This window comes from Methyloversatilis sp. RAC08 (genome assembly GCF_001713355.1).
Classification (GTDB): Bacteria; Pseudomonadota; Gammaproteobacteria; order Burkholderiales; family Rhodocyclaceae; genus Methyloversatilis.
Map to the genome: position 1 here is coordinate 891,716 of NZ_CP016448.1, position 13,380 is coordinate 905,095.

General features: G+C 67.9%; 11 protein-coding genes. 5 read left to right on the top strand and 6 right to left on the bottom strand.

The features are described 5' to 3' along the window. Positions 1-262: 262 nt before the first annotated feature. Entirely contained in the window at positions 263-2,671 is a 2,409-nt protein-coding gene (locus BSY238_RS04015) for a DNA internalization-related competence protein ComEC/Rec2 (RefSeq protein ID WP_069038006.1), read from the bottom strand. 89 nt (positions 2,672-2,760) lie between these two features. On the opposite strand from BSY238_RS04015, the gene BSY238_RS04020 reads away from it, so the two are divergent. Next, positions 2,761-3,321 (top strand): DUF2062 domain-containing protein, encoded by a 561-nt coding sequence (locus BSY238_RS04020; RefSeq protein WP_069038007.1) that lies wholly within the window; start codon positions 2,761-2,763, stop codon positions 3,319-3,321. 165 nt (positions 3,322-3,486) lie between these two features. Then, on the top strand, positions 3,487-3,756 hold the full coding sequence (locus tag BSY238_RS04025) for a hypothetical protein (protein WP_069038008.1): 270 nt from the start codon (positions 3,487-3,489) through the stop codon (positions 3,754-3,756). A 52-nt stretch (positions 3,757-3,808) separates the two neighbouring features. Here the strand turns inward: BSY238_RS04025 and lolD are convergent, their stop codons facing one another. The 3 genes from lolD to BSY238_RS04040 all read right to left on the bottom strand — a co-directional run bounded on the left by lolD (position 3,809) and on the right by BSY238_RS04040 (position 6,589). Then, positions 3,809-4,480: a lipoprotein-releasing ABC transporter ATP-binding protein LolD gene (gene lolD / locus BSY238_RS04030; RefSeq protein ID WP_069038009.1), complete on the bottom strand. Its 672-nt coding sequence runs from the start codon at positions 4,478-4,480 to the stop codon at positions 3,809-3,811. Beyond that, positions 4,473-5,717, bottom strand: a complete 1,245-nt coding sequence (locus BSY238_RS04035) for a lipoprotein-releasing ABC transporter permease subunit (RefSeq protein ID WP_069038010.1) — start codon at positions 5,715-5,717, stop codon at positions 4,473-4,475. Before BSY238_RS04035 ends, lolD begins: the two co-directional genes overlap by 8 nt. Before the next feature lie 254 nt (positions 5,718-5,971). After that, on the bottom strand, positions 5,972-6,589 hold the full coding sequence (locus tag BSY238_RS04040) for a TetR/AcrR family transcriptional regulator (protein WP_069038011.1): 618 nt from the start codon (positions 6,587-6,589) through the stop codon (positions 5,972-5,974). 94 nt (positions 6,590-6,683) lie between these two features. Here BSY238_RS04040 and BSY238_RS04045 point away from each other — a divergent pair, with 94 nt between their 5' ends. After that, complete coding sequence (locus tag BSY238_RS04045; protein WP_069040438.1) at positions 6,684-7,157, top strand: nuclear transport factor 2 family protein; 474 nt, start codon at positions 6,684-6,686, stop codon at positions 7,155-7,157. Positions 7,158-7,255: 98 nt separating this feature from the next. Further along, on the top strand, positions 7,256-8,350 hold the full coding sequence (locus BSY238_RS04050; protein ID WP_069038012.1) for an NADH:flavin oxidoreductase/NADH oxidase: 1,095 nt from the start codon (positions 7,256-7,258) through the stop codon (positions 8,348-8,350). Between the two features lie 263 nt (positions 8,351-8,613). Here the strand turns inward: BSY238_RS04050 and BSY238_RS04055 are convergent, their stop codons facing one another. Together BSY238_RS04055 and BSY238_RS04060 are read right to left on the bottom strand one after the other, a co-directional pair. Continuing rightward, a complete protein-coding gene (locus tag BSY238_RS04055) occupies positions 8,614-10,155 on the bottom strand; it encodes a glycoside hydrolase family 17 protein (protein ID WP_069038013.1) in 1,542 nt (513 codons plus the stop codon). Positions 10,156-10,170: 15 nt separating this feature from the next. Beyond that, positions 10,171-12,774, bottom strand: coding sequence for a glycosyltransferase (locus tag BSY238_RS04060; protein ID WP_069038014.1), 2,604 nt, complete (start codon positions 12,772-12,774; stop codon positions 10,171-10,173). Between the two features lie 185 nt (positions 12,775-12,959). On the opposite strand from BSY238_RS04060, the gene BSY238_RS04065 reads away from it, so the two are divergent. Beyond that, entirely contained in the window at positions 12,960-13,346 is a 387-nt protein-coding gene (locus BSY238_RS04065; protein ID WP_069038015.1) for a hypothetical protein, read from the top strand. Positions 13,347-13,380: the final 34 nt, after the last annotated feature.

The window sequence follows — 13,380 nt, forward strand, 5'->3', positions numbered from 1 at the left end:
CGCTGTGCTGATCGCGGCGGGGCCGCCGCTCCCACAGGCCGCCGATGCCACAGGGCCAGCCCCAAACGAACCCTGCCCACGGAGGCTACTCCTCGAGGGAAAGCTCCAACAGCCCGGTCGCTGCGGGCGGCAACGGCGCTCTTTTGTGTGGGAGCGGCGGCCTCGCCGCGATAGGCACTCCGCACAACGACGGTCGCGGCACGATCGCGGCGAGGCCGCCGCTCCCACAGGGGCCACTCCCACGAAAACCGCTGCCACACGCTCATTGAACCGCAGCCTGCTGCTCGAGTACCCGATTGTGCCAGTAGCGCGCATCGATCTCTCGACTCGCGCGGCGTTCGATGCCGTTGGCGGTGAAATCGAAGGTCACTGCGCCGTGGGCGTCACTGCGCCACTGGGACGCGCCCAGATCGGCGTAGCGTTGCCGTACCTTCGGATGCGGATGATTGAATCGGTTGCGATAGCCGACGGCGTGCACCACATCGCCGGCGTCGACCGCCGCCACGAAAGCTTGGGTCGATGACGTGCGACTGCCGTGATGCGGGCTCACCAGCAGATCGGCCGCCAGCGGCGCAGCCGCCTCAAGCATCGCGGCTTCGCCGTCGGCCAGCACATCGCCGGTGATCAGGGCCGAGCCGTGAGCGCTGTCGACGCGCAACACGCAGGACAGCGCATTGCTGCTGCGCGCGCCCAGTGCAACGGCGCCGCGAGGCGGGTGCAGCATCGCGAAGCGCACGCCATCAACCGTCCAGCGCTGGCCGGCTGCGCAGTCGCGCGTGTCGGGCCGCACCAGACGCAGCCCGTCGTGCGCCGGCACCGACGACAGCACCTCGCCCACCGGCAGGCCGGCGAGCAACGAGGCGGCGCCACCTGCATGATCGCTGTCGGCGTGACTGACGACCAGTGTGTCGAGACGCCGTACGCCGATCGCCCGCAGATAGGGCAGCACGAGCCGCCCGCCGGCGTCGGCTTCGGCACCATAGCGCGGGCCGGTATCGAACAGCAGGTCGTGCTGCGCCGTCTGCACGTGCACGGCAAGCCCCTGACCGACGTCGAGCACGACCACCCGCATGTCGCCGGCTGCCGGCCGGGTATCCGGCGTCATGAACAGCGGCAGCATCAGCGGCACGGCGAGCGCACGTCCGGGCCAGCCGCGCGGCGCCAGCAGGTTCGCGGCACCGAGCACACCGCACGCGACGGCCCAGCCGGCCGGCGCTGCGGCATGCCACAGCACCCAGTCGGGCGCGACCAGCCCCTGCACCGCCCACATCAGCCCGGTGGTCAGCGCATGCGCCAGCCACAGCAGCGCATCGAGCGGCAGCACGATGGCGATCAGCACCAGGGGCGTGATGACCACGCTGACCAGCGGAATCGCGAACAGATTGATCAGCGGCGACACCAGCGACACCTGACCGAACAGCGCCATCATCGGCGGCGCCAGGCCAAGCGTGATCGCCGCCTGCGCGCCGAGCCAGCTGCGCACGGGACGCGGCCTGCCCAGGTGACCGGCGGCTGCGTAGAACAGCAGCGCCACCGCGCCGAACGACAGCCAGAAGCCGGGGTTCATCACCGCCATCGGATGCAGCGGCAATACGACACATACCGCCAGCGCGAGCGCATCGAAGGGCGACGAAAAGCGCCCGGCCAGCATGGCCAGTCCGGCGACCGCCAGCATGATCAGCGTGCGCTGCGCCGGAATGCCGAAGCCGGCCAGCGCGCAGTAGGCGGTGGCGGCGATCAGTCCGGCGACGATGCCGGCACGCTGCGCGGCACAGCGCAGCGCGAGCGCGGGTACCCGGCGCCACAGGGATGACAGCAACAGTCCGGACAGCGCGGCCACCATCGTGACGTGCAGCCCCGAAATCGACACCAGATGCGTCAGGCCCGCGCGTTCGAACAGGTCCCAGTGTGCCGGCGGGATCGCCCGCTGGTCGCCGATCGCCAGCGCGATCAGCACGCCGGCCCATTGCCACGTCGGTACTTCGGCCTGCGCGTCGTCGTGCATCACCGCCGTGAAGCGCGACCGCACCGCATCGCGCAGCGCATCGATGCGCGCGGAGAGCCCGCCCGCCTGCTCGTCGATCAGCCGCTGCGCCTGTCGTCCTTCGCCGCCGGCCCGCACGTGCCCGGTCGCGCCGATGCCGCGCTCGAACAGCCAGGCTTCATAGTCGAAACCGTGCGGGTTCATGTTGCCGTGCGGACGCTTCAGGCGCACCCGCAGCTGCCAGCGACTGCCCGCCCGCAGTTGCGGCGTCGCGTCCGAACCCGACGCATCGGCGTGGCGGCTGTCGTACCAGGTCAGTGCGATGCGCCGCGGCACGCCGGGCGGCGCCCGCTCGACCGCCAGATCGAAGCGCTGGCCGCGCTCCACCCGCTGCGGCAGCCCCGCGATCACGCCGGTCAGATCGATATCCTGCCCTTCGAGCGGCTGCGGCAGGCGGTCGGCGAGCGCCGCGTGCCCGGTTGCGCTTGCCCACACAAAGGCGGCCAGTGCAACCGAAACGCAGAGGGCGCTGTCCGACGCAGCGCGCGCAAGTCGGGTCGAAGCACACAGCGCCAGCAGCAGCGCAACGGCCGACAGCCCGTGCAGCGCTGCAGCAGCAGGCAGTACGCCCTGCTGTTGTGCCAGCCAGGTACCGGCAACGAGCGACAGCGCGATGGGCGTGATCATGATGAATGATTATCCCGTCACGCATCCCGGATGTCATTCGAACCACACTGTTGCCATGCCGTCACGACGGCAGCGGATAATCCGCTCCGATGAAAAAAATCTTCCGGAAATACATACCCGACACCGAAACCCTGCGCCGCAATCGCTGGCTGGCACCCTTCGCCGACTGGCTCGGCCATCCCCGGCTGTGGCACCTGAACCGCCACAGCTGCGCCGGCGGCGTCGCGGTCGGGCTGTTCGCCGGGCTCATTCCGGGGCCGCTGCAGATGCTGGGGGCCGCCGGGCTGGCGGTACTGCTGCGCGTGAATCTGCCGCTGTCGATGGCGGTTACCTTCTACAGCAACCCGCTGACCATCGTGCCGCTGTACGCCTTCGCCTGGGGCTACGGGCGGCTGGTGATGCCGCTGATCGGCCTGGCGCTTCCACCCGGCGCCACTTTTCATGCGCCGCACATCCCCGACGGCGCCGGATTCGGCGGCTGGATCAGCGCCCTGTTCGACTGGGTGATGGCACTGGGCGAGCCGCTGCTGATCGGCCTGCCGCTGCTTGCCGTGACGTTGGCCGCGGTCGGTTACGTCACGGTGCTGGGCTTGTGGCGCTGGCACCTGGTGCGCAGCTGGCACGCTCGGACGGCGCGGCGCAAGGCGTAATAATGACGCCGCATGCGGCGGCTCTTGTGGGAGCGGCGGCCTCGCCGCGATAGGCACTTTGCAATGCGACCATCACGGCACTATCGCGGCGAGGCCGCCGCTCCCACAGACCGCGGCTCCCGCAGGCCGCCGCTGCCATAGACCAGAATCGAAGTGGAGACTGCGATGACCCTGACCGTTGAGAAACTGGATGTCTACATGCAATTCAAGGGCGATCTGGACGGCCGCACGCGCAGCGCGCCCGGCGCATCGCGGCAGGCGCTGAGCGATGACGAGTGGTATCTGATCGACGACCTGCTGATGCAGCTCGGCAACGTGCAGGCCGGTCACGCCTCGGCCGGTTTCATCGCCCGGCTGGAGGCGCGGTTGCAGTCGGTGACGGCCGACGAAGCGACGCGCGACGCCCTGCGCGCCCTCGCACGCCGAACCATCTGAAAAGACAGATGCAAGACTCAAGGCGCAAGAAGACCTTGCACCTTGAATCTGCCTAGATTCGGCCGTCTACCAGCCGCACGATGCGGTCGGTCCGTGCGGCGAGCCGCTCGTCGTGCGTCACGATGACGAAGCTGGTTCCGCGCGTACGGCTCAGCGTCAGCATCAGGTCGAACACGCCGTCGGCGGTCTTGCTGTCGAGATTGCCGGTCGGCTCGTCGGCCAGCACGCAGGCCGGCTGGGTCACCAGTGCGCGCGCGATCGCCACCCGCTGACGTTCGCCACCGGACATTTCGCCCGGCTGATGTTCCACCCGGTGCGCCAGCCCGACTTCGGCCAGCATGGCGGCGGCGGCTTCGCGCGCCTGCGGCCGTGACTGGCGGCGGATCATCAGCGGCATCGCGACGTTGTCGAGTGCCGAAAACTCGGCCAGCAGATGGTGGAACTGGTAGACAAAGCCCAGCGAGCGGTTGCGCAGCGCACCGCGCGCCGCCTCGCCCAGCGTCGAATACTGCTGGCCGAGCAGCGACACGCTGCCCGAAGTCGGCGTGTCCAGCCCGCCCAGCAGGTGCAGCAAGGTGCTCTTGCCCGATCCGCTGGCGCCGACGATGGCGACGCGCTCGCCGCGCAGCACCGCCAGGTCGACACCGGACAGCACCGGCACCTCGACCTTGCCCTGATGGAACACCTTGCTCAGGCCTTCGCACTTCAGCACGACTTCATTCATAGCGCAGCGCCTCCGCCGGCTGCACGCGCGACGCGCGCCAGCTCGGGTACAGCGTCGCCGCCAGCGTCAGCAGGCCGCCGATGACGGTCACCGTGATTACGTCGGACCACAGGATTTCCGATGGCAGCTCGGGAATGAAATACACCTCGGCCGACCACAGCGACACGCCGGCGATGGCTTCGATCGCAGGCACGACGATATCGAGGTTGGACGCCAGCGCGACACCGCCGGCCACACCGAGCAGCAGACCGCCACCGCCGATGATGGCGCCCTGCACGATGAACACCGCCATCATGCTGGCCGGGCTGGCACCCAGGGTGCGCAGGATGGCGATGTCGGCCTGCTTGTCGGTCACCACCATGATGAGCATGGACACGATGTTGAAGGCCGCCACGGCGACGATCAGCATCAGGATGATGAACATCATGTTCTTCTCGATCGCGATGGCGCGGAAGAAGTTGGCGTGCTGGCGCGTCCAGTCGCCGACCAGCAGACCATCACCCGACATCTGCGCATGCAGATCGCGCGCCACGCGCGGCGCATCGAACAGATCGCCCAGCTTCAGGCGCACGCCGGACACGCGGTCTTCCATGCGGTACAGCGTCTGGGCGTCCTGCATGTGAATCAGCGCCAGACTGGCGTCGTACTCGAAATGCCCCGCTTCGAACACGCCGACCACGGTGAATTGCTTCAGTCGCGGCAGCACCGCCGCCGGCGTCACCAGGCCCTGCGGCGCGATCAGCGTCACCTTTTCGCCGACCTGCACGCGCAGCGCACGCGCCAGTTCAATGCCCAGCACCACGCCGAAGCCGCCCGGCTGCAGGTCGGTCAGGCTGCCGGCGCGCATGTGCTGGCTGAAGTCGGCGACACCATCCTCGGCGGCCGGCAGCACGCCGCGCACCATGGCGCCGCGCACCGTCTGGTCGAAGCTCAGCATGGCCTGTTCGCTGACATAGGGCGCTGCGGCCTTCACGTCCTTGTTCTGCAGCGCGCGATCGGCCACCTGCTGCCAGTCGGTCAGTTCGTTGTCGTAGCCGGTGATCTGTACGTGTGACGCCACGCCGAGGATGCGGGTGCGCAACTCCTTCTGGAATCCGTTCATCACCGACAGCACCGTGATCAGCGCTGCAATGCCCAGCGCCAGACCGAGCGTGGAAATCAGGGAAATGAAGGAAATGAAGCCGTTGCGCCGTTTCGCCCGCACATAGCGCAGGCCGAGCAGGATTTCGTAGTTCATGGGGCAAGGATGGTACCGGTATCGGCGATGGCGCGTCGGCCGCATCCGCTGACACGGTGGGTGGAATGATTGCCGGGGTACCCTGCCATGGGAGTTGTCCCTGTGGGAGCGGCGGCCTCGCCGCGATACGCACTCTGCTCAACGATGGTCGAAGCACAATCGCGGCGAGGCCGCCGCTCCCACAGGGGGCCGGTGCCGATCGCGGCGAGGCCGCCACTGCCATAAGCAAGACCTTGCTGTCCACAAACCCGCAGTCATCGCTGCGGAGCGCGTCCATCCGGCTTGCCGCCGGCATCGGAAAGGGTGCGCGCGAACAGCCGGCGAAGTGGCTGCTGCGCCGCGTCGGCGCCTTCCATCTGTGCCCGCACGATGGCGCCTTCGATGGCCAGCAGCAGGTCGGCTGTGACTTCGCCGGGCTGCGGCAGACCGGCTTCGGCACACGCGCGCTCGGTGCGCGCCGCCAGTTCGCGCTTGTGCGTCACGGTCATCGCCGGCGCGTCAGGTCCGCCCTCGGCGTGCCCGTTGATGAAGGCGCAACCGCGAAAGCCGGGGGCGCGGAACCAGTCGTCGAGCGCGTCGGGCAGCGCGTCGAGCCAGTCGCGCGCGGTCAGCCCGGCAAGCCGATCTTCGAGCCAGGCCATCCAGCGCGCATGGCGCAGGTCAAGGTAGGCGTCGATCAGCGCCTGCTTGGATGGAAAGTGCCGGTAGAACGACATCTTGGCCACACCCGACTCGGCGATGATGCGGTCGATGCCGGTGGCGCGCAGGCCGTGCCGGTAGAACAGCCGGTAGGCGGTTTCGAGCACGCGGGTGCGCGCGTCCTGATCGGGCAGCGGGCCGGAGCCGGCGAGGTCGTCGAGGGTGAAAGTCATCTACGCATGTTGACAGACAGACCTGTCTTGTTCAAGCATGTAGACAGATCTGTATCACCATCCCTTTTCCCGACCCTGCCCGATGGAGACCGCCATGACCGACGCCCCCCGCCCGCCGCTGCCACCCTTCACCGCCGACACCGCCGCGCAGAAGGTGCGCGCCGCCGAAGACGGCTGGAACAATCGTGACCCGCACAAGGTGTCGCTCGCCTATACGCCGGACAGCCGCTGGCGCAACCGCTCGGAATTCATCAACGGACGCGCCGAAATCGTCGATTTCCTGACCCGCAAGTGGGCGAAGGAACATGAATACCGGCTGATCAAGGAGCTGTGGTGCACCGGCGGCAACCGCATCGCCGTGCGTTTCGCCTACGAATGGCACGATGCGGAGGGCCAGTGGTTCCGGTCTTACGGCAACGAGAACTGGGAATTCGACGAGCGCGGCCTGATGGCGCGCCGCCACGCCAGCATCAACGATCTGCCGATCAGCGAAGCCGATCGGCTGTTCCGCTGGCCGCAGGGTCGCCGCCCGGATGACCACCCGGGCCTGAGCGAACTCGGGCTCTGATTTCTCTCCACACAGGCGGTATCCGCCAGCCTGGCGGTGGCGCGCCCGGGCCACCGTCAGGGATACTGCATGCCTTCGTCACCACGCCTCCCTCGCCCATGTCCAGCCAGCTTTTCCAGCCGTTTGCGCTCGGCGCGCTGCAGCTCACCAACCGCATCGTCATCGCACCGATGTGCCAGTACTCGGCGCAGGACGGCTGCGCCACCGACTGGCATCTGATGCATCTGGGCCAGCTGGCGCTGTCCGGCGCCGGCCTGCTCATCATCGAAGCGTCGGCGGTCGAGCCGGAAGGCCGCATTTCGGCGCAGGACCTCGGCCTGTGGTCGGACGCCAACGAAGCGGCGCTGGCACGCGTGCTCGACGCGGTGCGCGCGCATTCGGCGATGCCGATCGCAATCCAGATCGGTCATGCCGGGCGCAAGGCATCGGTCGCACGGCCATGGGAAGGCGGCGCACAGATAGCGCCGGCGGCCGGCGGCTGGCAGACTGTTGCGCCTTCGGCGCAGCCGCATGCCCCGGGTGAACACCCACCGATCGCACTGGGTGCCGCAGGACTTGAACGCATCCGCACCGCGTTCGCCGACACGGCCCGCCGCGCGGCGCGGCTCGGACTGGACGCGATCGAAGTGCACACCGCGCACGGCTATCTGCTGCACCAGTTCCTGACGCCGCTGGCCAACGCACGCAGCGACGAGTACGGCGGATCGCTGGACAACCGCATGCGCTTTCCGCTCGAAGTGTTCGACGCCGTGCGCGCCGCCTTTCCGGCCGACAAACCGGTCGGCGTGCGCATTTCCGCCAGCGACTGGGTGGACGGCGGCTGGGACGTCGATCAGAGCGTCGCCTTCACGCAGGCGCTGAAGGCGCGCGGCGCGGCGTACATCCATGTGTCGAGCGGCGGCGCCTCGCCGCTGCAGCAGATCCCGGCCGTGCCCGGCTACCAGGTCGCGTTCGCCGAACGCATCAAGCGCGACGGCGGCCTGCCGACCATCGCAGTCGGCCTGATCACCGAGGCAGAACAGGCCGAAGCCATCCTCGCCAACGGTCAGGCCGATCTGATCGCGCTTGCGCGCGCCATGCTGTACGACCCCCGCTGGCCCTGGCATGCCGCCGCGAAACTGGGTGCGCAGGTCGTCGCCGCGCCGCAGTACCTGCGCTGCCAGCCAAGGGAATTCAAGACGCTGTTCCGCTGAAGGTGTGAAGGCGGGCGGCGGCGGCGGGCGCTGACTCTGTGGGAGCGGCGGCCCCGCCGCGATCGTGCCGCGACCATCGCTGTGCAGCGTGCGTATCGCGGCGAGGGCGGAGCGGGGGTTTCGGCGAGCACTGCTCGCCGCCCGCAGAGCCGGCCGGCCATGCAGGGCCGGCAGTGGATCGCCGCTCCCGCAGGCCGCCGCTCCTACAGGGCCGCTGTCAGTCTCAGCGAAGGCGCCGCTCCCCCCTGCTGGCCTGCGTCAGCTCAGTACCCGCGTTCCCGGCGCAGCGCGAACGCGCTGGCCATCACGAGCGTCAGCGCGAGCCAGGCGAGTGCCTGCGGATTGCGCCAGTCGGCAAGCCAGGCGACGGCGCTGCCGATCACTGCGATGCCGGCAAACAGCGCGCCTTCCGGCAGATGTGGCAAGGGCGCAAGCCGCGCGAGGCGTGCGGCCAGGCCCCACTGCACTGCCGGCAGCAGGAACAGCAGGAAGGGAAAATCGCGGTAGCGGCCGTCGACGGCCAGCAACAGGCCACTGAAAGCGAGCCCGAACAGCAGCACCCGCGCTGCAAGGCGCACCGCCTCGCCGGGACCGCCGTGCAGCGTCCACGGCAGCGCAGCCCACATCAGCCAGCCGGCCGCTGCGATGACGCCCATGGCGGCCCATTCGAGCGGGCTGCGACAGGCCAGCGCGAGATATTCGAACTGCAGCGGCGCGATGACACCGGCCAGCACGCCCGACACGGCAAACGCGACCGTCGCGGCCAGTCGGCGCACGCGGCCCAGCGTCGACAGCACGACGGCCAGCGCCAGCCCGGCTGCGCCTGCGACCAGCGGTTGCGGCCCGTCGACCCGCGCAGCCAGCGGCCCCTGCCACGCAAACTTGGCGTGACCATCCGAATCAAGCAGGCCCCAGAAGCCGCCCACCGTGCCCTCCAGCCGGCGCTTCCACGGCTGGTCGAACGCTTCGATCAGGTTGTACTGCCAGCCGTGCGTCTGCGCGGCGATGACGAATTCGCGCAGGTAGCGCGCCTGTTCGATCACGCCGGGGCGTGCGCCGTCTCGCTGCTTGCCGACGCTGGGCCAGCCGGTCTCACCGATGAGCAGCGGCTTGTCGAAGGCGGCGTCGACCGTCTTCATGACCTCTTCGACATGGGTGATCGCGCGGTCGATCGGCTGCGGTTCGTCTTCCCAGTAGGGCAGCACATGCACGGTGACGAAATCGACCGATTGCGCAAGGCCCTTGTTCATCAGCCAGAATTCCCACACATCGGCGTAGGTGACCGGCACGTTCGTCGCGGCCTGCGCGCGTTCGATGTAGACGCGCATGGCGTCCGGCGTCTGTTCGCGTCGCAGCAGCACCTCGTTGCCGACGATCAGGCCGCGCACGACGTCCGGATGACGGTTGGCCAGTTCGATGGCCTGTGCCAGTTCGCGGTCGTTCTTCAACTTGTCGCCGCCGATCCAGGCGCCCAGCAGCACCTTCAGGCCGTGCTTGCCGGCCAGTTCGGGCACATGGTGCAGGCCCTGGTCGACCGAATACAGCCGCACGCAGCCGGAAATTTCAGCAAGGCGCGCCAGATCGGCGTCTATGCGCTCGCGCGTGACCCGGAAGTCGGGCTGCAGCGGCGATTCACCCGGGCGGTAGTAGGGCGCGTAGGACACGCACTGCAGCGGACCCGCGTCGGCCGGCACCTCAGCCAGCGGCTGCGCCACATTGCGCTGCCACAGCCAGACCGCCAGCAGCACGAGGACGACGACATGGACGAGCGCAAAGCGCACCCAGCGCGGCGCGGAACGGTTCATGCGTTCACTGACCGGTCACGCGGCCTGGGCCTGCGCCGGCAGCGGCTCGGCTTTTTCCGGCAACTGGGCGATGAACTGGCAGCCCACGGCGGCCAGATAGGGCAGCGACTGCAGACCCAGCATGGTGACCCACAGCACGACTTCGATGTTCTGAGTGCCGCGCAGCATGATCATGGCCCAGGCGGCGGCGATCAGCGCCAGCAGCAGGTACATTTCCTCGCGGATCGGCTGGAAGAACTTGGCCAGCCCGCTTTCGCCCCTGCCTTTGGCGGTGCGCAGGAACACGCCTCGCTTGTGCGTCAGGCCGGCGATCACTCCGCGCGCGATCGAATGCGACAGACCGAGGCTGACCAGCGATGCACCGGCAATGTCGGCCCACGGACAGTCCATCGCGCGCCGGTACAGGATCGGTCCCATCGCCGCCTTGGCGACCAGCAGGCCCAGCACCGGCGCCAGCATGATGGTGACCGGCAGCGAAAACAGCTTGGGCCAGATCAGCATGGCCGCCGTCCAGGCGATGGCGCCCATGGCGAACACCAGTTGCAGCGCGTCGCCAAACCACGAAAACCAGCCAGTGATGAAGTGGTAGCGCTGCCCGCTGTCGAGCTTGCTGCGACCGAACAGCGAACGCCAGTGGCCCTTCAGGATCTGCATCGCGCCAAATGCCCAGCGGAAGCGCTGCGACTTCAGCGCCGCAAAGCTGGCCGGCGTCAGGCCGCGGCCGAACACGCGGTCGATATAGCGCAGTTCGTCGCCGTTCTCGAGCAGGCGCAGGCCCAGTTCGGTGTCTTCGCAGATGCACCACTCCGACCAGCTGCCCGAGCTTTCCAGGCGCGAACGGCGTACCAGCGTCATCGTGCCGTGCTGGATCAGTGCGTTGCGCTCGTGGCGGTGGTGCATGCCGATGCGGAAGAAGCCTTCGAATTCCCAGTTGCACATGCGGCGGAACGGGTGACGTTCCCATTCGCGATGCGCCTGCGGCGCCTGCACGACGGCGACCTTTTCATCGTGAAAGTGCGGAATCAATGCGCTCAGCCAGTCCGGCGTGACCACGTAGTCGGCATCGACCACACCGACCACGGTGGCCCGCGGATCGGTCTGCTTCAGGGCGAAATTCAGCGCGCCGGCCTTGAAACCCGGCCACGGCAGCAGATGGAAGAAGCGGAAACGCGGCCCCAGTTCGGCCATGCGCGCCTCGACCGGCTTCCAAAGCGCCTCATCCCTGGTGTTGTTGTCGATCACCAGCACTTCGAAGTTCTGGTAATCCATGGCGGCCAGACTGTCGATGGTGGCGATCACCATTTCCGGCGGCTCGTTGCAGCAGGCCAGATGAACCGACACGAACGGTTGCTGATCGGGCGGCAGCGGTTCGGCCGCCTTGTAGGCGCGGCGCCAGCGCGCCTTGAAGAACACCTCGGCAAACTCGAAACCATTGGTCAGCAACACGCCTGCGGTCAGCATGACGCCGAACACCAGGCCGATCAGCGCCGTGAGGTCGCGCAACGTGAAGTAATAATCCGCCGGCAGTCGGGCCGAAATGACGATGGCTGTGACGCAGGCCTGCACCAGCACACACATCCACAGCAGACCGAACATGCTCATGCCGCGCTGTGCGAGGCACAGCAGCAGCATCGGCACCAGCGCGAACACGGTGGCCACGACAGCGTCGTCGATCCAGCCGCTGTTGCGGTCCACGCTGCCTTCGAGCGGGAACTTCAACTGGCGGTCGGCGTTGAACATGCCCCAGTAGGCGCCCGCCCAGCCTTCGATCTCGATCTTCCAGGGCTGGTCGTAGGCTTCGATCAGAAAGTAGTCGAGGTTCTTGCACAACGAGCGGTACAGAAACTCGCGCACGAAGCGCGCCTGGTTCTCTTCCGACGCCACGGCGGCCTGGATGGTCGGTCCCTTGCTCGGCCAGCCGATTTCGCCGATCAGGATGGCCCTGCCGGGAAAGGCGTCGAGCAGTTCCTGATAACGCGCCATCGCGTAATCGACCGCCTTGTCCGCCGGAACGCCCTCGTGATACGGCAGCAGGTGCACGGCCAGGTAGTCAACGTGGTTGGCCAGTTCGGGGTTTTTCAGCCAGACATGCCAGGGCTCGGCGGTGGATACCGGCAGATCGGTCGCCTCGCGCACCTCGTCCAGGTACTCGATCATTTCCGGAATCGTCACGTCGGCGCGCAGCAGCGATTCGTTGCCCACCATCAGGCGGTCGATGTTGCCATGCAAGCGCGCGTCCGCCAGCAGCGCGCCGATCTCCCGGCGGTTGCGCACCTTGTCGGTATCGATCCACGCACCGGCCGTGACCTTCAGGTCGTTCTGGCCCGCCAGGTCCGACACTTCCGGGTTTTCGGTCGAGTTGTAGGTACGGATGCGGTGGGCGATGCCGCCCAGTTGCGACATGTCCTGCGCGATTTCTTCATACGACGGGTAGATGCCGCGCAGCGGCGTCTGGTCGCGACGGTAGGGGCTGTAAGAAAATCCGTCGATATAGTCGAGCGGTTCGACCAGACTGACCGGCCGGTTCATCACCGCCCAAAGGCCGAAGTGGACCGCGGCGACGCCGCCCGCCACGAACAGCGCCATCAGTATCCGGGCGAACGAAATATGTCTTTTCATGCGCGGTGTGCGAACGCGCCCTGAAGCGTCGGACGCAGAATTTCCGGTAAGGTTAAGGACCGCAAGAGCCGCCCTTCGAGACGCGTCGCGCACGCCTGGGACAGCCATTGTTGCAGCGCGGCGATGCTAACACAGCGAAAATCCCTTGCCCTGCGGCGACGGACTCCGCCTACACTCCCGCGCCCATGAACCGACACCTGTTTCACCACAACACGCCGCTCACCGGCCTGATCATCGCCTTCGCCGCTGCCGTCGCGGCCAGCGCCGCGCTGCGTTACGGGCTGATGGAATCCGATGCGCTGCATGGCCTTTGCGCAGCGGCCAGCGACGACTGGCGCTGCGCGGCGAGGCGCTACGCGCCGCAGCTGTTCATCGACCAGCGCATCGGCTGGCTGGCGCTGGCGGCCGGCGCACTGGCCACGGCGACGCGCATCCCCGTGCTGGCGGCAGTAGCCGTGATCAGTGGCGGCGCCGGTCTGATCCTGTACAGCGCCGACCATGCCGCTGCCGGATTGCTGCTCGGCCTGATCGCGCTGACCTCGACCCGGTCACGAGGCCGCGGCGCGTACTGACAGCACGGCGCGATTGTTAACGGCGCGTAAACCC